Source organism: Campylobacter concisus (assembly GCF_003049705.1).
Lineage (GTDB): Bacteria > Campylobacterota > Campylobacteria > Campylobacterales > Campylobacteraceae > Campylobacter_A > Campylobacter_A concisus_AR.
This window is the reverse complement of record NZ_PIRF01000003.1, coordinates 246,541-266,565: the sequence shown is the minus strand read 5'-3', so window position 1 is coordinate 266,565 and position 20,025 is coordinate 246,541. Positions and strand designations below refer to the sequence as shown.

Annotated in this window: 20 protein-coding genes and 1 pseudogene; 2 read left to right on the top strand and 19 right to left on the bottom strand. The window is 32.9% G+C overall.

Going from position 1 to position 20,025, the window contains the following annotated elements:
• Positions 1–44: 44 nt before the first annotated feature.
• From CVT05_RS04920 to CVT05_RS09270, 15 genes are all read right to left on the bottom strand, one after another.
• On the bottom strand, positions 45–941 hold the full coding sequence (locus CVT05_RS04920) for a type VI secretion system baseplate subunit TssG (RefSeq protein ID WP_107698011.1): 897 nt from the start codon (positions 939–941) through the stop codon (positions 45–47).
• Positions 938–2,656, bottom strand: a complete 1,719-nt coding sequence (gene tssF / locus CVT05_RS04915; protein WP_107698010.1) for a type VI secretion system baseplate subunit TssF — start codon at positions 2,654–2,656, stop codon at positions 938–940. Before tssF ends, CVT05_RS04920 begins: the two co-directional genes overlap by 4 nt.
• On the bottom strand, positions 2,656–3,045 hold the full coding sequence (locus CVT05_RS04910; RefSeq protein WP_107698009.1) for a type VI secretion system baseplate subunit TssE: 390 nt from the start codon (positions 3,043–3,045) through the stop codon (positions 2,656–2,658). The genes tssF and CVT05_RS04910 overlap by 1 nt, the downstream gene beginning before the upstream one ends.
• Before the next feature lie 7 nt (positions 3,046–3,052).
• Entirely contained in the window at positions 3,053–4,501 is a 1,449-nt protein-coding gene (gene tssC, locus CVT05_RS04905; RefSeq protein ID WP_054195919.1) for a type VI secretion system contractile sheath large subunit, read from the bottom strand.
• Between the two features lie 2 nt (positions 4,502–4,503).
• Entirely contained in the window at positions 4,504–4,989 is a 486-nt protein-coding gene (gene tssB, locus CVT05_RS04900) for a type VI secretion system contractile sheath small subunit (protein ID WP_054195918.1), read from the bottom strand.
• Positions 4,990–5,067: 78 nt separating this feature from the next.
• A complete protein-coding gene (locus CVT05_RS04895) occupies positions 5,068–6,342 on the bottom strand; it encodes a type VI secretion system domain-containing protein (protein WP_107698008.1) in 1,275 nt (424 codons plus the stop codon).
• The gene (gene icmH / locus CVT05_RS04890) at positions 6,343–7,107 is read right to left on the bottom strand and encodes a type IVB secretion system protein IcmH/DotU (protein WP_107698007.1); all 765 of its coding nucleotides are present in this window, start codon (positions 7,105–7,107) and stop codon (positions 6,343–6,345) included.
• An 8-nt stretch (positions 7,108–7,115) separates the two neighbouring features.
• Positions 7,116–8,510, bottom strand: a complete 1,395-nt coding sequence (gene tssK, locus CVT05_RS04885) for a type VI secretion system baseplate subunit TssK (protein WP_107698006.1) — start codon at positions 8,508–8,510, stop codon at positions 7,116–7,118.
• Between the two features lies 1 nt (position 8,511).
• The gene (gene tssJ / locus CVT05_RS04880; protein ID WP_054195914.1) at positions 8,512–8,979 is read right to left on the bottom strand and encodes a type VI secretion system lipoprotein TssJ; all 468 of its coding nucleotides are present in this window, start codon (positions 8,977–8,979) and stop codon (positions 8,512–8,514) included.
• A 247-nt stretch (positions 8,980–9,226) separates the two neighbouring features.
• Positions 9,227–9,511, bottom strand: coding sequence for a hypothetical protein (locus CVT05_RS04875; RefSeq protein ID WP_107698005.1), 285 nt, complete (start codon positions 9,509–9,511; stop codon positions 9,227–9,229).
• A gap of 20 nt (positions 9,512–9,531) precedes the next feature.
• A complete protein-coding gene (locus tag CVT05_RS04870; protein WP_107698004.1) occupies positions 9,532–9,711 on the bottom strand; it encodes a hypothetical protein in 180 nt (59 codons plus the stop codon).
• 80 nt (positions 9,712–9,791) lie between these two features.
• Entirely contained in the window at positions 9,792–10,016 is a 225-nt protein-coding gene (locus CVT05_RS04865; protein ID WP_107698003.1) for a hypothetical protein, read from the bottom strand.
• 35 nt (positions 10,017–10,051) lie between these two features.
• Positions 10,052–10,258, bottom strand: a complete 207-nt coding sequence (locus CVT05_RS04860) for a hypothetical protein (protein WP_107698002.1) — start codon at positions 10,256–10,258, stop codon at positions 10,052–10,054.
• Complete coding sequence (locus tag CVT05_RS04855) at positions 10,248–10,736, bottom strand: hypothetical protein (protein WP_107698001.1); 489 nt, start codon at positions 10,734–10,736, stop codon at positions 10,248–10,250. The genes CVT05_RS04860 and CVT05_RS04855 overlap by 11 nt, the downstream gene beginning before the upstream one ends.
• On the bottom strand, positions 10,729–10,971 hold the full coding sequence (locus tag CVT05_RS09270; protein WP_141089847.1) for a hypothetical protein: 243 nt from the start codon (positions 10,969–10,971) through the stop codon (positions 10,729–10,731). Before CVT05_RS09270 ends, CVT05_RS04855 begins: the two co-directional genes overlap by 8 nt.
• Positions 10,972–11,666: 695 nt before the next feature.
• Here CVT05_RS09270 and CVT05_RS04850 point away from each other — a divergent pair.
• A complete protein-coding gene (locus tag CVT05_RS04850; RefSeq protein ID WP_107698000.1) occupies positions 11,667–13,823 on the top strand; it encodes a tyrosine-type recombinase/integrase in 2,157 nt (718 codons plus the stop codon).
• 299 nt (positions 13,824–14,122) lie between these two features.
• Here CVT05_RS04850 and CVT05_RS04845 read toward each other — a convergent pair whose 3' ends face one another.
• The 4 genes from CVT05_RS04845 to CVT05_RS04830 all read right to left on the bottom strand — a co-directional run bounded on the left by CVT05_RS04845 (position 14,123) and on the right by CVT05_RS04830 (position 19,089).
• The gene (locus CVT05_RS04845) at positions 14,123–16,141 is read right to left on the bottom strand and encodes an ATP-binding protein (protein WP_107697999.1); all 2,019 of its coding nucleotides are present in this window, start codon (positions 16,139–16,141) and stop codon (positions 14,123–14,125) included.
• A gap of 131 nt (positions 16,142–16,272) precedes the next feature.
• Complete coding sequence (locus CVT05_RS04840; protein ID WP_199906736.1) at positions 16,273–17,556, bottom strand: DUF2130 domain-containing protein; 1,284 nt, start codon at positions 17,554–17,556, stop codon at positions 16,273–16,275.
• A 39-nt stretch (positions 17,557–17,595) separates the two neighbouring features.
• Positions 17,596–18,492: a hypothetical protein gene (locus CVT05_RS04835; RefSeq protein WP_107697997.1), complete on the bottom strand. Its 897-nt coding sequence runs from the start codon at positions 18,490–18,492 to the stop codon at positions 17,596–17,598.
• 9 nt (positions 18,493–18,501) lie between these two features.
• A complete protein-coding gene (locus CVT05_RS04830; RefSeq protein WP_107697996.1) occupies positions 18,502–19,089 on the bottom strand; it encodes a hypothetical protein in 588 nt (195 codons plus the stop codon).
• Positions 19,090–19,170: 81 nt separating this feature from the next.
• Between CVT05_RS04830 and CVT05_RS04825 the strand changes: the two are divergent.
• A pseudogene (locus CVT05_RS04825) lies at positions 19,171–20,022 on the top strand (agmatine deiminase family protein); the annotation flags it as partial.
• Positions 20,023–20,025: the final 3 nt, after the last annotated feature.

Here is a 20,025-nt window from a genome sequence, read left to right as displayed (position 1 = left end):
TTAATGTAATAATAACAAATATTTTAGATTTTATATCTGAAAATTTAAGAGCAAAGCCTAAATTTTATAAAATTTGACATATTTTTATTACTTTTAAGCCTTGCACCAAGGCCTATTTTACTATAACTTTCATCCATTCCAAGCTTTAATTGCATCTTTGGAGAATAGTTTATTTTTATGTATAAATCGGCAACAAATTCATTGTTTGTAAAAAAAATAAGAGTATCTTGAAGCTCTTTAAATTTTCTTCTTTTTGGGAAAAAATCAATAGCTTCTTCATAATCTATGCCATTTATATAAACTGCTATTTTAGTTTGTTTCTCAAAAAGCTTTTTACCAAGTATAAAATTTCTGCCCAAAGTCCTATTTTTGATACCAAGCGAATTTAAATTTGAAGGCGCTATGAAAATTTGATTTGGTAGATTTTCTAGCAAAAATAGTTTATTTTTTAAATTAAAATGACGCTGCAAAGCGAACTCGATCTCTCTTTTAGGCCTTCTTTGACTAATAATAAGCGGAGAAAATGGTAAGATTTTTTTTGCTAATTTTTTATTGCTTATGTTTAATATATCCAATAAAATCTTTGAAATTTTATCATCAAGCTCTTTTTCAAAGGATCTTGCATAATTTTTTAGACTAATGCTATCAAAGAAAAGCCAAAGCAAGTAATTGTCAAAAAAGTCAAAAAATTTCTCGAAATTATTATCGTTACTCTTTGAGATCTTTTCTAAAATATAGCTTGTAAGATGCGATCCACTTCCCAAAAGACCCATAAAATTTACAACGATTTTTACTACGTCCTCTTTATTTAAGCTTTCAAGTTCATTAATCGGATAGGCAAAACTTGGGCTATTTTTTAAAAAAATATCTCTTCTATCGTGGTGCTTTAGGCGGTTTTTTACTAACTTAAAAAAAGAAGCTTGATTTAGTTCTTTGTTCATATTAATTTTTTTGTACCACCTAAAAAGTCATAATTAAGCAAAATTTTGCTCTTTATACACTTTATTTTAAGCTCGCAAAATGAATTAATTGAAGCAAATTTTGATAAAAATTTAGCCAAATTTATACCTAAAGCATAGACATTTCCAATACTCTCAAATTCACTTTCATCTATATAAAATATGCAGAGCAACCCTCTTTTTGCAAAGCCTTGATCAACTCTATAAATTTGCTTTGTTTTTATATCATAAAGCGAGTTTGCAAATTTTTTAAAAAACTCATCATCTGGTGCGCTAAAGGTATTAAGAAGTGCTAAAAAAGAGCCCTTCTCTAGTATACTTTGATAGCTAAAAGATAAGATACTGACTAGTTTCCAAAGAAGATTTCCATCTATTTTTACTCGCTTTACACTAGTTGGAATGGTTAAATTTTTAGTTGTTACACCTTGATGAGATAACACTCTATCTATTTCACCAAGTCTTAATTTACAAGGCAAATCACCATTGCAGCAAAGTGTATCTATGCTAATGGTTTGATCTTTAGAGTCACTTTTAAAAAAGGAAATTTCTTTATAAGAGTTTAGTTTTATATCTGTTTTATTGCTGACAAAATAATAATCTTTTGCTCGCTCATCATTTAAAAATTCAAATCTCTCAAAACTTTTATAGTTTTTTAATATCCTTTTTTCATTATTACTACTATGAGCGACCACCTTATTTATTGAAACGATTTCATAAGCATCGATATTTGAGCGATCTAGAAAAATTCTATATTCGCTTCGTCTATTGTTATTCAAAATAGGCTCGGCACTCATTGCAAATAAATTTATTGCAGGCGTAACAAAAAGAGAAAAATATTCTAGCCTTGGCACATATCCACTTGGCATATCTTTTGAAAATATGAATTTAATATTAAAGCTTTTTGTAGAAAAATTTTTAAGAAAGCTAAGGCCGTTTAATCGCACAAAATTTAACTTTGAAGGAAAAAATGATAGCTCTTTTAAAAGCTCAAATGCTTCAAATCCAAACTCATCACTCTTTATCAAACGCTCATCAAACTCATCTAAACTAAGTTTATCAGGGCTTAACTTTATCTCTTGATCGCTATCTTCAAAACTTATTGTAATAAATTTCAAGTAATTTTTTAGCCACATTAAGAGCGTAGAAGAGAAGTAAACATTATCTCCAAGATATAAATTTAAAAAATCTATATCAAGTTCTTTAGTACTAAGCTCGTCCTTTGTAACGCTTATATTTAAATTTAGAAGATAATCACTCTTATTGTTTGACATAAAAGCTTTTGTTATCTTTAAGGGAAGCAAATTTATGTCAAAAATCGTTTGGAATTTGCACGTTATGCCATTGATCTGCTTTGACTCAACTATACTTCCTTTTGGTATAAATTCTTTTATCCCAGAAAAGTCATCTCTTAAGGTAAATTCTTGCATACAAACTGATGGAAAAGGATTTGTATAGCTTGGCATTAAGATATTTACTAAAGACTCAGCGATTAGTGGGATATTTTCATCTAGTTCTTGCCTAATCCTCGATGTTAAAATAGCCATATTTTCTATTATGCTCTCAACATCAGGATCTTTGCTTTTAGTATCTAAAAAGGGTGCTACTTTTGGAAAATTTTTAATAAAAAGGGCTCTTGTTTCATCAAGATATGCCATCTCTTTTTGAAAATAAGCTAGATTATTTTCATTATAATCCATTATAAAATCTCACAATATCTATTGTTTTTAAAAATAACTTTTAGCAAATACTCTTTGAAATTATCGTTTTTATGCTTGTAATTTATATTAAAGATGATACGCCAAGGCTTTAGTGAGTCATCATATCCGATAGATGTTACTTCTATTCTATTCTCATTTGAGCTAATTAGTTCATATATTGCCATGCCAAGTTTATGACCAAGCTCATTTATTTCAACGCCCATCGACCAAAGATCAATAATACTATCATTTAATCGGCCGTAGCTACCAAGTCTAGAGTTTAAAATGGTATCAATGTGATCTTTTATGTCGCTGTCTAGATCTTTAAAATATGGATGTAGCTTTGATTCATCACTAAATTCATATAAAATTTTATCTATCAGCGACATAGTAAGCTTACTCTTTGTCTAGTTTTCCGACCAAAGAAAGCTCGAAATTTGCTCCCATAAATTTAAAGTGAGGTCTAGCTAAAAGCTCTATTTTGTACCAACCAGGCTCGCCAGCTATATCGCTAACGATAACCTTTGCACTTCTAAATGGCCTTCTACTTCTAACATCTGCTGGTGGGTTTTCCTGATCTGAGATGTATTGTCTTAGCCATTCATTTAAGCCGCGCTCAACATCACTACGCTCTTTCCATGTGCCTATCTCTTCTCTTTGAAGCACTTTTAGATAATGAGCCAAACGAGAGATTAAGAATACATAAGGTAGTTGAGTTCCGAGCCTGAAATTTGTCTCAGCAGCTTTACCTTCTGGGGTATTTGGGAAAATTTTAGGCTTTAGTGCAGAGTTGGCAGAGAAAAATGCAGCGTTATTGCTATCTCTTCTTAAAGTAAGAGCGATAAATCCATTTTCTGAAAGTTCAAATTCTCTTCTATCTGTGATCAAAACTTCGGTTGGAATTTTTGTTTGAACGCTTCCATAATTTTCATAAGTATAAGTTGGAAGATCCTTTACAGCACCGCCACCTTTTGGCCCAATTATATTGCCGCACCATCTATAATCAGCAAAACTATCTGTAAGCCTTGTAGCAAACGCATAAGCCCCATTGCCCCAAAGCATATCATCGTGATTATTTACAGTTTCCCTATAATTAAAGCTCTTTATAGGGTTATCTTCTGGCACATAAGGAGATCTTGTAAGAAATCTATTTACCATACAACCTGTGTATTTTGCATCTTCATTTTCTCTAAAAGTTCTCCATCTTGTATATTGTGGGCCTTCTAGCATGCTTTTTAGATCTTTTATGTTTTCAAGCTCACCAAAATTATCAAGTCCGAAAAATTTAGCAGAAAGAGATGTGAGAAGCGGTGAATGGCTCATTGCAGCAATTGATGACATTTTATTTAAAAAAGTCATATCTTGATTTGATTTATCTAGCTCATAATCAGCCACTATCGCACCAACTGGTTCACCACCAAATTGTCCATATTCGGCTGAATAAATTTGTTTATAAAGTGTACTTTGAGTTATATCTAGGTTGTTTTCAAAATCATCTAAAATTTCTTCTTTTGTAGCATCTAAAAGATCAATTTTTACATTTTCATTAAAATTTGTTCTCTCAACCAAAAATCTAATTCCACGCCAAGTTGATTCTAGCTCTTGAAAAGATTTATTGTGCAAAATTTCATCCATTTGAGCAGATAAAAGGGTATCGATGTGAGCTATCATCTCATCAAGTGCGAGCTTGTTTATTTTATCTTCAGCATTATTTGTTGTTATTATGTTTGAAATAAACTCAGCAACTCCTTGCTTTACAACACTATAGCTCTCGTCATCTTTTGAATATTTGCTCCTTTGCATTATGCTTTCAATGATAGGAGTTTTAACTTTAGTTTCAGACATTTTTATTCCTTATCTTGTTCGTCTTTAATCTCTAAAAGAAGTTGTTTTCTACTATCTTCATCTTTTATAGCTTCTAAAACCGCTTTTCTAAAATCAGGCATATTGCCCATAGGACCTTTTAGTGCAACTAAAGCTTTTCTAAGCTGTAAAAGTTTTTTTAGCTCAGGGATTTGATTTATAATATTGTCTGGATTAAAATCATGGATGCTCTCAAAATCAAGGTCAATATTTAAATCTTCATTGTTAGAATTTAGCTTATTTTTTACAGAGAAATTTGTATGAATATCTAAGCTTTTCATAACCTGATCAAAATTTATTTTATTGATAGAAATCACTTCACGATCTTCAAGTGGAGTTTGGTTTTCACCAGTTAAATTTGCAACTACCATAAGTTTTAATGGAAGCTCTACATCAGCCTCTTGGTCATTTGTCTTAGTTTTATAAACTATATTTATGCGTTCTTTTGGTGGGATTAGATTATCTGCCATAGTAACATCCTTTTTTCGTAAATGATTTAAGAATTATATTTAAATAAAATTAAAGGTGATTTAAAAGAACATATTTTATCACACAAATGTTTTTGCCTTTATATATATGTCTGATAAATAATCTTTAAGCTCGGTGTTTTCTATAAAATTAACTATTTGTGCATAGGTAGCTTTTGCATTATTATTCATGCCTTGTGCAGTAAAAATTTTTGATAATTCAAGCATAAAATTAAGCTCACTTTGAGCACTTGAAGCATGCTTACTTTTATCTAGTTCTTTTATTAGATCTTCAAAACTCATATCTTTTTTACTATCACTGCTGGAAGTAAATTCCAAAGAGTTGCTTTTAATAAAAAATTTATTTACATCTTCACTAAAAAAAGCTTCTCCGCTTTGAAATTTGAGCTTTTTTATATCTGGAAATTTATCAATAAAATTTAAAACCATATCACAAACAAGATCGCTTTGCCTTGCAAGTCCAGTGCTATTTAAAAATTCGCAAAATATTTTAATGCCTTCTATCCAAAATGGATTAAGTGCTAAATTTCTTATAAATTTTTCTAAATTATCAAGATTTAGTTCGTTACTTTTTTTAAAAAGCATAATCAGATTTTCATCAGGATAACGTATCTGCGTTATTTGATCGCTACTTGATGGAAGTGCCTTTATTCTGCCCCACATTGCTTCAAAAATTAAAGCATAAGCGTTAAAATTTTTAATATCACTCTTTAAAAGCATTAGTGATAAATTTATAAAATATTCTCTAAATTCTCTATCATTAAATGTACTAATGTCATTGCCGCTAAATGAAACGCTTTGATGGTAAGTTGGCTCAGTTTTAGTAATTACTTTTGGCTCTTTAGCTTTTAAAATTTCTTCTTTTTTTTCTTCTATATAAAGCGTATCAAAATGTGTACCAAGCTCTTGCGAAAGCTCAGGCACAAGATCATTAAAGGCTTTTGCGTCAGCTTGATCCAAAGCTTTATCATTAGCTTGCGTAAAAAGCTCTATTGTTTGAGCTATTATCTTTTTTTTAGCAGGTAGTTGTTTTTCATTTTTTGCAAGTAAATTTGGCTCTTTTTTCAAAATAGATAGAAAAAAGGCAAAGGCTTTTATAAGTGTCTTAAAAGCCTCTTTGTCGTTTAAATTTATAGCAGAAATCGCTAAAAAATTTAAAAGCTTGGTGTCAAGACTAAATTCACTTAATGCCTTTAAAGATGAGCTAAATACGTAATCCCACTTTATGCTATCATGCATCAAAGTTTTATACTTTGACATTTCATCAGTTAAACTAATATAAAGCTCATTCTCTAAAAAATCTTCATTAAATTTATTACAAAAATTATCTTGCACTTACTTATTATCCATAAAATTCTCTATCTTATTATTTAGAACACTATCATTTCTGATATTGTTTTGATCCATAGAATATGTACTATATAAAAATGCAGCTGCGACCATAGCAATGGCTAGCAAAATGAAATAAAATTTTAAACGCTTTAGCGAAAATACCTCAAGAAAGCTTTTCTTTGTCTGTTTTAAGTAGCTCTTTTCAAATACATTTTCATCAGCCTTTATAAGCGGAGAAACAGCTGCAGCTATATTTTCACAAAGATAAGAAATTTTTTCATTGCAATCTTCTTGGGTTTCATATTTTCCTTTATAGCCAAGCACCAAACAAGCATATATAAATTCCAAGAAATCTTTATTTTTGCCAACATTTTCAAACCACTTATCCATAATGCCAAAGAATTTATTTCCGCCTAGATTTTCATTAAAAAATCTTGTTGTCAGTGTATTATTAGCCCAAAAGCTGTTCATAAAAATTTCATTTTTTAGCAAGCTCTCATCTATAAAAACACAAAGGCAATATCTAAGTCTAATAATATCGTCTTCCTCGTAAATGCCTAGATTTGATATCTTTGAAGTAGTGCTTAAGATATCGTTTATCAATTTTTCACGTAAATTTGCCATTTCACTTTGTGAAAAATTTTGTAATTTTGAAACCCTATTTGCCAAAAGAAGTAGTGGCAACACGTGATCTAGTGCAAGATTTGTGCCAAGACCCAAAAGATTTGTTTGACTTAAAACTGAGGTTTCATTTTGATTTTCGTTCATTTTTATCCTTATAATAAAGCCCACATTTTAATGTCAGCATTCGGTAAATTTGCCGTTATATAAACGCTAATCACATTTTGATTTGCAAAGCTTTTAAAAATTTCATCTTTTTTGTCTATCTTATAGTAGATATAATCATTTAACTTCGGTAAAGTACTAGGAACAACAGAAATTTGCTCTACGTTTATACCCCTTAGCTGTGAAGAAACTATGCCTTTTATATTTGATTGAGTATGGATTTTGCATTGCTCTTTGAAATTTTTAAGAAGATACTCATTTTTCGTATCACTGTGAATAGCAAAATAAATTTCTGAGTTTTCAATAATGCTTGGATTATCAAAAATACAGTCATAAAAGCCATGATTGTTTTTAACAATTTGTGCCATTATATATTTTGGAGATAAGATATGTGAGAATAAAAGTCTTAGATTATTTATCAAAGGCACAAAAGTTTGAGTTAGATTATTGTGATCGTAGGCTATAAATTCGCTAAAACTATTATCGTGGCTAAGTGCCAACAAATCAGCCTGAAAATCAACTAATTTTTCATACAAATACTCTGGGTGAAATTTATCTTTCTTTAACAAATAAGAGAATATTAAATGCCATTTTTTTAGCATATTTAGTGTTAAATACGTTGAAAAATCAAGTCTATTTTTAGATTGATCAATACCTCCTAGCAACCCAAAATAACTCTCTTGATGTTGCTTTGTAGCAAAGCTAAGTTCCTCTATAAAATTTGTTATAAAGGTGTTTTTACTGATGTCAATACAAGTTGGAATAAATTTTTCGTCAAGTGTTATTTGCTTATTTAGGTCTATATTTTTTATTTTACAAATTGGTATGCTAAGCTCGTAAGGCATCTTTGAGCCAAATACTCCAAGAGATGATCTTTGGCTCGCTAGGATTATATTTTCTTTATCTTGTGTAAAGGCAGAAGATAGTTCAAAATCATCTTTATCGTCTAGCTCGTTTAATATATCATTGCTAGCTTCATCATGCACTCTTGAGCTGATAAGTGATTGCTTAGCTGTAAATTTTAGGTTTGGTAAATTATTTTGCAAGCTAATATCGACCAAACCTGAGCTAATAGGTAGTTTTAACACTATAATGGCTGAGTTTAGCTCACTTGGACTTATCTCAAGTGGCTCTGGTAATTCATCTTGATCTGGCGCGTTAAAAATCGTGCCATCTTGAGAGATACAAGAAATTTTAGTTAGCCCTATTTTACCTTGAAGCAAAAGATCGCTTGAAATTTCTAAATCTAAAACACCATATAAATTTGAAAAAGAAGAGATGGTTTTTAGGTTTAAATTTCTCTCAAAATATCTTTCTTGTTGCTCGAAATGAACCTTATCGACGTTCATTCCGTTATACCAAACGACTTTTAGCTTTTCAGACATTTTATTTGCTTGCTTGTATTTTAGAGCTACTAGCGTCTAAAACATTTACGCCATTTTTTGTTATTTCAAAAACTATATTTTTTTCTTTTATCTCTTTTGTTGCTTTGTAAGCCTTGATATTTGTCTTGCTCTGATCAGCATAAAGTACCAAAATACCGACATACGGAACCTCGTCAGGATATACATTTGTAAAAGCATATCTATTTGTATTTGGCTGAATTTGTGTTTTTATAGAGTCAATCTTGTCATAACCTAGTATTTCACCATTTCTCTCGGCTAGATCGATAATGCTAGCTTCTTTAAATTTAGCCACATCTCTTAATTTATAAGCTATGATAGTTATAGGAACATTATCGCCATGATAGTTCAAATTTGAATTTGGCATATTGCTTATAATAAGATCTTTTGCGCATCCTGTAAGAAATAGCATAAATACTAAAAAAGATAGAAATTTAAATATTTTTTTCATGAGTTCCTTTACCTGATTTTAATAATATTATTTTTGCGTAATTATATCTAAAAATTTAGATGATGCTCATTTTAAAATTAATGTTCTTAAACAAAACTTTTATATCAGTTCTCATTCTTTTTTATCGTCTTTGTTATTTTTATTATCTTTACTACTCATACTATCTACAGCTACCTGCGTTATTCCAGTAAATATACTTCCTCAGCTTCAGCCTTAGTCTGTAAATCTCCATCACCAACTTTTATGTTTATCCCATTGTGGCATTGTAAAGAAGCCAAAATACAAAAACTAAAAAAGAGTGGATTAAAGCGACACCACCTCTTTTTATTTCCATTTTTTGTATATATTCTTTTTTAAAGTCACTCTTTTTTATACCGTTTTTTATCATAAAACATACATTGGCAAATATTAGCAACACAGCCATGGCATCAATATAGTGTTCTCCAAAGAGAAATTTTAGGATTATTATGCAAATAGCACCTACTATAAAAAATGCTATTGATCCAAAAAATACAATCCAATTCTTTTTCATTGCTTCTCTGCTTTTTTGCTTTATCTTTTTTTGTTTTCTACACTATCTGCAATAGCTTGTCCTGTTGTAGTAAGAAAATTTGTTCCTACTTCTGCTGCAGTCTGTAAATCTCCATCGCCAACTTTTATGGTTTTACCGCCTGCTCCCGCAAGGCTACCAAACAGTCCATAAAATCCACCAGCAAAACCTTTTCCGATCACTCTCTCTGCATCTACATCTTTTGATCTGTCTTTAAGCTGAGAGTATAGCTCGGTAGATGAGTTGACAAAAGCACCTCTAACTATTGCTGAGAATAAACTGCTAGCAGCTCCGCCATATGCACCTTAAAACTATAGCCGTTATTTATATACTGCGATCCAATATCTATGCCTATGCCTATAGTGCCACCCGCTATTATACCCGGGGTTTTTGAGCTATCATAAAATTTAATATCTTTTGTTACGTCTTTTATTAAAGTACTAGGACTGCTTTGCGAAGCAGAGAGCTTTGGTTTAGAAGCTGTCACTAAATAACCTTTATCGTTAGTAATTTTATAAACCTCTACCGGTTTATTATTTTACCTAATTGTTGATATATCACTTTATTTCCCGTTATATCCATACTATGAGCTACATACTCTTTGCCGTTATGTCTTAATATACCGTCGCTACCTAATTTTCCTCCTTTTGGAGTATTGGCTAATAGTTTTTCGTTTATTCTTTCAGTCATTCCTATTTTAAAGATATTTTTAAAATTTCTATTTATCACCGCTGTTTTGTTTATTTTTTAATTTTACATTTGTAAAATTTAACGAATTCTTGCTTTTTTCAAATTTAACTTTTTGATTCTTTTGTTTTTTAGGGTTTCTATTCTGTGATTTATCTGGTATAAATTTTTCAGGTCGCAAAGCCCAAAAAATCACGCCAATAGTAGAAATCCACGAAAAGATGCAAAAATAAACTAAATACCCATTTGATTTGTAAATTGTGAATTTAACGAGAAAGTAAAAAACAATAACAATAGGAATAAACAATAATATACCTATTTTTAAAATTTTTATATTTTTAGATTTATTATAGATTATATAACAATGGCGAATAAACTTAAAACAAAAATATAGTACAAGCAAACCCAAAAAATATAAGATAATCCAAGCAACTAATGGGTGATGATTGGCTAAATATACGATTAAATCTACGATTTTATATTGAAATTCTCGCCAGAAAGCATTAAAAAAATCATTCATTACCACTACCGCCGATAGTATTGTCTTTTATTGTATTGCGAAGTTCATAATTTGCTCCTTGAAAAATTGTATACCTAAAAATATTTCCACCATTTTCTATCATATTATTTAATAATTTATCTTCCCTATTTATTGATTTTGTATTTAAAAAATCTCTCCATTGTTTTGATATTGCCCCAATTGAATGCTTTACTTCTCGCAAAGTCTGAGAAATTTGATGAGTATTTGGTATCATCGTCTCTATTTTTATTTATATCTCTATGATCTTGTATATCCATCAATCTTTGGTTTTCATGAGTTATGGTTTTTACTAGATCTTTCATATCGGTTATGTTTTTTGAAATTTATATAACTAGAACCGGTTCGCAAACTCGTATAACCTTTTATTTCTTCGTCATTATATCCTCTTTCATTTTTTGTATGTAAGACTGCGCAGTATAGTCTTTCTCAAAGCTTTCTTGAAAGCCTTTAAGAAAATTCTTTACAAAGGCTCTACTATGAAGCTCTTCATCTTTACTGTTAAGCTTACTGAAGCTTAACTGTTGGCAGTAGCTGGATATTCCTTGGGGTATTTTAAAGGTGACCTAAAATAAAAACTAGAAGCAAGAATTTAAAACAAATTTATTTTTATGGCATTACAAGGGTGATGACTTTATAATTGTTGGAATTTTTAAGAGGCTGTCCCACTTTAGCAACTAAGTGTTCCACTCTTAAAGGAAATTTTAAAGAAAGGGAAAGAACAAAAGCATCACTGCTAGTGCCTAAAATAGTGCGTTTTGGTGTCACGGGGGAGACTTGAACTCCCGACCTCCGGCTTATGAGGGTTTAAAAATAAACCTTGTGTAAGCACCAAAAAGACGGCACATAGTCAGTTTCACACTAAGTATCTGCTACATTTTGCTACAAAGTTATATTGCATAGGTAACAAAGATGCAATATCTAGTCAAACGAAATGGTATATACTACTTTAGAGTAGCTATCCCACTATATCTGAGACCTTATTTTGGTAATAAAACCGAATATATAACCTCCTTCCTCACAAAACGCTTTGATACAGCAAAAAATCGTGCTAAGATCTACTCTATAATTTTTAACGCGATCAAAAAGGCATGGAAGATGAATTTGAGCAGCGAACTTATAGAGCACTTGGTGCTTATGCTTTTAAAAGCCAAAGAGGCCAAAAGTATCAAAGAGCATGATATGCTTGGCAGATATATAAATTTAGATGGACTACTATCACTAAATTTGTTTTTAAAACAGAGTTTAAAAGAAGATAGCTTGCCCAGCGTCATATCAAAAGAAGTTGATGATATCTGCAAAAAGCTATCTTGCACTGACTCTCACACCAAAAAGCTTCTTGGCAAAAGAGTGCTTGAGGCAACGATAGATAACATAAATCACATATCATATAAGATGTGCAAAAACCAAAAACTACTAAATAATAAGCAACAGACATTTGTACCACTTGGTAAAAAGCACAAGAGTGCAAATTTAGATAATAATACTAAAGACGAGATAGCAAAAGGCGTTAAAGAGGCTAACATAGATAGCTATCAAGATGACATAGAGACTTTAAAAAAGCAGAATTTGGTGCTGCCTTTTACTAAAAAGTCCTTAAAGCACTCTATTTGTGAGCTAAGAAATTCTATAAATGAGCTAGCCAAGCAAAAAGGCGCACTCACACAAAACGATATCCTAAGAATATTTGGTTGTGAGTTATCACCAGATGGAGACAATGAGCTAAGTGATGATCTAAAATTTGGGTATGGAAATTTAGATGATCCTACCTTTGGTGGTCAGGTAAAGCTATACAAGGCAGATAAATATGAAGATAAGGGCATAGTTTTAAGTGACATTGAGGCTAAAGACCTTGCGATAGATGATACAAGTGATACTAGTGGCATGACTTTCAATGAAGCTATAAATTTCTTTCAAAAGCTCTTCTCAAATAGAGCTAGAAGCTTTAAATCCAATCTAGCATTAACTACCAAAAGCGAGAGCAAAGCTGACATGGTCACACTAAAGAGTGCATTTGAAAACTATGTATCAAACACGAGTATTTCAAACAACTGGAGTGATAGCACATTTGGTCTTGTTAGACATGTAGGACGGCTAATATCTATGAAATTTGGCGATGAGCTAGATATCAAAAAGATAAAAAGAGATGACTTGCTAAATTTTAGAAATGTCTTACTACAACTACCAACCAAACTCTCTCAAAATAGTCTCTATAAAGATAAAAGCCTAGATGAGATCATGGCTTTAGCAAAAGATAGACCAAAAATTTCTAAATCAACCATCAAGAAGTATATTGTTAGAGTTAGTGAGTTTTTTAAATACTGCTACGATAGTGACTGCTACGATAGTGACTATATGGATAAGAATCCAGCTATAGATCTGCAAATAAGTATAAACCAAGATGACGTTACAAACAAAAACCCTTATGAAGATAGTGACGTAAACGCACTTTTGGATATTGTTAGTAAGATTAGATCAAGTGGTGATACTAAAAGTCAAAGGATTAGCAAAGATGAGCTATTTTTCGTTACTCATATAGCAGCTTATTCTGGCATGAGACTAAATGAGATAATCCAGCTAAACACAGATGACATAGTCGAAAAATATAACATAGTATGCTTTAGTTTAAATACAAAAATAGATGTAAAAACTGGTAAGAGCAAGACTTTAAAGACTAGAAACTCCATAAGGATAGTTCCTATCCACTCTAAGCTAAATAGCATTGGGCTATTTGAATTTATAGAGAGTAAAAAGAAGCTAGCTAGGAAATGCGGCAAAGCAGTTAGGCTATTTAGTTGTGATAATAAAGACTTCTCTGAGTATTTTAGAAAGAAAATCAATACTAAAGTTATAAAAGATAGTGATAAAACAAGGACGTTTCACTCATTTAGACACACTTTCATAAACAAGCTCATTCAAAGTGGCCAAAGGGTTGAGTATATAGCTGCTCTTGTAGGACACGAGCAACAATACAAGATCACCATGAATACTTATGGGGAGCCAGTAACTCCAAAAATTCTAAAGGATCTAGTTGAGGAGGTAAATTTTTATCAAGGAGAGGAAGGGTGAGTGTAGTAAACTATTTAAAATGATAGTGCTGTAGTATAAAGAGTAAAGATTGATTTATAAATTTAAGACCATTTAAGATTATAAAATTATGCTTAATTTTATGGCTTTTTAATATTTTGCTATATGTTCTTTGATTTATCTTAAATGGATCAATAAACAACGAAAAACACAATCCATAACCAGCTTACTATTCGCATACATATGATATCATTTATCAAAAAGCCATCTTTTATTTCATCTGGGCGAGGATACTTTTTGTCTGACAGATCAGACAAAAAACACCTCGTTAGGGATGATCCCTAAAACCCTATCTTAACACTCTTTTCTTCATTTTTTAGTGCGACTTCAAGCTCAAGTCTATGGCAAAAGTCATCGCCATTTTTTATAGGTCTAAATTTAGCTTGTCTTCTCACACTAGCAAAGTCTCCAGGCGCTAGCAAGCCAAGGCTTGAGACCTTTTTGCTTGCATTTTCGTCAAATTTTACTTTTAACAGCGCGCACTCTTTTTTAAATAAATTTTGCGCTTGATCTGGCAATAAATATCCAAACTCAAGCTTTAGATCAAATCTTCTAAGACAAGCTTTATCAAGATTATCTATCAAATTTGTCGTGGCGATAAAGATACCATCAAAGCTCTCCATCTGCACTAACATCTCATTCACTTGAGTTACTTCCCAGCTTCTTGCAGCCATGCTTCTATCTTGCAAAAAGCTATCCACTTCGTCAAAGACTAGCACCGCTTTTTTATCTTTGGCTTCTTTGAAGGCTAGAGCTATATTTTTCTCAGTTCCTCCTACAAACATAGACAAAAGATCGCTTCCTTTTTTGATGATGATCGGCTTTTTAAGGCTTTTAGCGATAAATTTAGTGTAAGCGCTTTTGCCAGTTCCAGGCACGCCATAAAGGCATATCCTTGCACTTTTGCTTTCTTTTATGCCTTGTATTAGCTCGTTTAGATCGCAGTCCGAGTTTACGAAATTTGGATCATAGCTACTTGGCAGATCAGCGCTTGGCTTTTCATCTTTTTCTATCTCATCGTAGCCTTGTGCTTTTAGAGTGTTGCTTATCACTCGCTCAAAAGCTTTATTTTTATCTTTTGTGTTTAAATTTGAAACGACTAAGCTAGCGTTACTAACGACTGCTGGGGCTACAAACTGATTTTTAGCTAGCTTTTTTACGAGCTTATTGTCTATCAAATTTTCACTATATTTTTTTATGATCTTTGCTCTTACATCTTCAGTTGGTATGCCTATCTCTATGGCTAGGTTAAACCTTCTAACTACAGCTTCATCCATACAGTAGATATTGTTGGTTATCCAGATAGTAGGCAGCTCGTTAGTCTCAAGAGATCTGTTGATAAAAGCTTTACCATACTGTCGTTTTTCGTCATTATTTGTGTTAAATATATCCTCTGCTTCGTCATACATGAGCAAATTTGATCCAGCAGACAATACGTTTTGTGCAAGGCAATATGACCTTAGCCTTCGATCCTCAGTCGCATATCCGTACTCGTCATCATAAGCTACTTCATAAAGCTTTAAATTTAGCTCACTGGCTATCACTTTACTAAGCTCAGTTTTACCAGTCCCTGCTGAGCCGTATAGAAGCACATTTACTCCTTTTTGCTTTTTTCTAACGGCATTTTTTAGAAACGAGAGCAAAATTTTCACATCTTCTTTTATATGAGGATAGTTTTTTGTTGTCAAATTTGTCTTACTACACGGCTTTATCGAGCTTTCAAATATCTCATCCATGCTTTCACATTTAACAAACAAATCGCACATAAAGTTATTATTTATGACATCGATTTTATATTTTAGGTTATGCACATTATTTTCTAGTTTTACAATCGAAGTCTTGGCAAAGATTCCATCTTTTTTAAAGGCTTTTTGAACATCGCCGAAACGTAAATTTAGTATCTTTGAGATGGCTTTTGTGGCTTGTATGTTGTTTAGATCTCCTAGTAAACTGCAAGCATTAGATATCACTTCGTAGTTGTACATGATCGCAACAAATCTCAAAATATCTCTCTCGGTACTATTTAGACCTAAATTTTCTTGAAGTAAATTTAGATTGTGTTCAAGATCTTTTAGTCCGCATGAAATTTGACTTTTTTCAAGAATTTCAAATCTGTTTTTAAGATTTTGAATCTCTTCTTCTTTGGGCTCTTTTGACTCGATACCCAAAAAATCTAAAACATCGTCACATCCGCTTCTTAGTAACTCTCTTTCTCCTCCAAGATTAAAAATAGCACGAAGTGTCCAAAGTGTCGTAAGCTCATATATCTCGCTATCTACGTAAAAAATCTCTTTTTCCACGACAAACTCCTTTTGCTTTTGTTTGAAGCTATTTTACTCGGTATAAAAGACATTTTTATGTCCATAATTATAAAAATTTGAGAAATTTTTGTGAGAAAAAATTTAAAAAGAGCGCCTTAACGCTCCTTATCTCACTCCTGCGTATCACCACTATATGGTAGCTCAAGGGCTTTTATGTTTGCTACCGCATTTCCAGCGATACCCTTTATAGAGCCATACATACTTATGGTGTTATCTAGTACCTTTTCGATTTGCTTCTCTCTTTGCTTCCATATCTTTTGCATCGCGCGCTTTTCGCTATCTAGGTCACTTTGCATGGTCGAAAATGCCTCTGCTATCGCTTCTATTTGCATTTTAAATTCATTGCTGGTTAAAAAGTGATAGAGCAAGCTCATCTTGTCGCTTTTGTTCTCTTGCGCGATCAAGACGTGGTGTATCCTTATGAGTTGCTCTCTTAAAACAGCGCTTAAGCCTTTAAATTCCTCAAACGTACAGATCCAAACACCTTCATATAGCCCCATCCTTTGCATATCACTTGGCATAGCATCAGTAACTATGACACCGATATCAGCGCCTTTTTCTCTCATGTCAGCCTTAAATTTCTCTATCCAAGACCTTTGGAATTCTTTTGTTCTCTTGCTTTCATAATATATCGTTCCACAGTTTTGAGACTCCCTTGTATGCACGATCTGCACGCAGTCAGCACCTCTTGCACCTTTTTTGATCTCATCAATAGTATCAAATGGAAATTTCTCCCTCAGCCACTCTTCTATCGCGAGCTCCTGCACCTCACCTTGAAGCTGCATGCTGCCTTGCTCGGCCTTTCTTTGGGCTATTTGAAGTTGCTCTTGAAGCTGTTTTAGTTGTTCCTCTTTTTGTCTAAATTTAAGCTCATTTTGCTCATCTGCAGCCTTTTGTATCTTCTCTTTTTCTTCTTTTAGCTTTTCATTTAATGCCAGCTCAGCCTTTGCGGTTATGGCAGACTCCATCTCCTCTTTTTCCCTTTGAAGCTGCAAAATTTGAGCCTTTGTAATATTTAGCTCCTTTACTTGATTTGACTTCTCTTCAAGCTGTTTTTGCAAGAGTGCCACCGACTCATTTTGCTCGTCAAGTATCTCTTTTCGCAGCTCCTCTTGAAGTCTTGCTCTTTCCATTTTTAGCTGCAACTGCGTAGCTTTTTTGATTTCTTCCTCAAATTTCTCTTTTTGATCTTGCAGTTGCTGCTCTTTTGTTCTTAAACTCTCAAAATAAGCCTCCTGCTCCTTTCTTTTAGCCTCAAGTTCAGCTTCAAGCTGCTTCTTTTGGGCTAGGTATTCAACTTTATATTTACCTTCTAACTGATGATATAAGGCGTCATTTATATCTATTTCACACCCACAGTTTGGACACTTTATCGTTGTTTGGCTTGCCATAATTCACCTCCTTTTATAATCTTTATCTTATGGTATCTTGCTTTAAATTTCATAGTATTCATCCCAGCAAAGCGCCATATCAACAGAACCTATGCGCAGTATATCTTTGATCTTATTGATATGTGTGTTATTATTAAAAGCTGCAAATAAATAGCAAAAATATGCCTTCTTGTCAAAATAGACAGAGCTACCAAAATATTCATTGCAGTTTTGCGTCCATCGGCTCTTTTGCTTGCTCATTTCGCCAGGGATGATAGGCTCATTGATGATAGCTAAGAAATTATCGTCATTTTCATCATAATCTGGATCATCTTCGCGCAAGCGAAAGACCAAACGAAATTCCATAGCATAATCCTCGATAAATCCACCCTCAAACCTTGCTTTTAGCCTATTTTCAAGCATTTTTGCATCTCTTATTAGGATATCTTGATAGCTAGCTAGCGCTTTATTTATCTTTTCTATCTGCTCCCACTGATCTTTGTTGGCATCAGAGATATACTCTTCTCTCTCGCTGCACTCTAGCTTTTTTAGGCAAAGATCTATAGGCGTATAGTCGTACCATGAGCGAAGCTTACCATCCATCCTGTCGATAGTTAAAATTTCATCCCAGCTAAGATCCGTATGGTCATATAAGCAGTGGTAAAACCAGCAGTGCCACTCGCCAGACATCTCATGTGTGGGCCAGTTTCTAAATTCGTTTTGATTTTCCGTATAAAAGTAGTCATCTATGTGATTCATGAACTGCCCATATCGCATGAGAAGTTCATCCTTTGAGTAAAAATAGAGCAGCAGGCTACATTCATGATCCCATGCCTCTTTTTTATCTTTTACAGAGATGTTTATCTGTTTTGCACGTGGTACAACTCGGCGTTCAAGGTCATAAAGCCTTTCGTTTATACTATTTAGTTTTTGCCTTTGTTCGTTTGTAAATTTTCCCATTTTTGCCCTTTAAAATTTAATCACCGCCACCTGTTCAGCGATCTCTTTATCCGTAAAATTTCCGTTTGTATCAAGTGAATAATTTTTGCCTAGAAAATAGAGCTTAAAGCCAGTTATGACACCAAAAATAGGCAGAGTTTGTGTTTTTTGATAGTAGCTTTTTGTGATCTTTGAGATGACTTTTAGCTGCTCGTGCAAAGCTTTAAAACAAAGCTCGTCTAAAAACGGCGTTAGGCTGATATATCTTAAATGCTGCGCCATAGCAAGGGCAAATATAGGCTCGCTCTTGCGCCTAAAATCCGTATCTATATAAATATACGAGCCTCTAAATTTTATTCGCTCATTGTAGAGTTTTTGCACCTCGTTAAGCTCAGCGTCTATATTAAGACCAAAGTACTTGCTAAGGGCTAGGATCAGTGTTTCTGAGCTGTGTGCCCAATCAAAGTGCCCCTTTGTGATAAACTCATCAAGGCTGTTTGCCGCCTCTAAATTTGCAAGTGCTCTTGTGAAATTTTGCTCTCTTACGTAGCCAAGCGCTTTTGAGAGCGCCTTTTTGTCGCTGTTTTGCATGAGGATTTTAAGTTGCTCGTAGATCATTGATTATCCTTTTTTTGATTTTTATCGCCGATACATTTTTTGCGATATTTGAAATTATAGCAATTAGAATGGACAAAAAATGTCCAGAAATTTACTAGTAAAATTTCACAAAAACTATCAAATTTAGGAGCAAATATGCAGCCAACTATCCTACTTTCCGCGCTTTTGGCAAAGCACCACACCAAAACAGCCAAAAGCTTGTGTCAGATATTTGACAAACACGGGGTTAAATACGAGCTTTTAGAGACTAAAGACATTTGGATGAGGGACTTTATGCCGATTTTGCTTGATGATGGGCGCCTCATCTCTTACGACTACGATCCAGACTACCTAAAAGATGAAAAGTATAGCCATCTAAGAACAAATATCCAGCCATTAAAAGAGCATATAAATTTAGTCTTAGACGGCGGAAATTTCGTAAGGTTTGGAGGCAAAGCCATCATGACCGATAAAATTTTTAGAGAAAATCCACTAAAAACAAAAGCCGAGATCGTAGAGATTATAAAGCAAAAATGTGCATTAAATGAGCTCATCATCATACCAAGACAGCCTTACGATATGTTAGGGCACAGCGACGCCATGGTGAGATGGATAGATGAAAATAGCGTGCTAGTAAATGACTTTTCAAATGAGAATAAAAGCTTTAATGATAGGCTCGTAAAGACGCTTAAAAAGAGCGGTTTGGATGTGAAATTTATGAAGTATCGTGAGGGATTTTTCACTAAAAAGAGAGATTGGGGTGCTTACTTAAATTTTATTAAAATTAAGGATATTTTAATAGTTCCTATATATGGGATAGATGATGACGATGTTGCGCTGCAGCAGATCAAGAAATTTTATAGTAGCTGCGATGTAGAGACGATAAATTTAAGCGAGATCATAGAGCTTGGCGGTGCGCTACACTGCATAACGGCGGAGAAATTTGGGCGGTAGAGT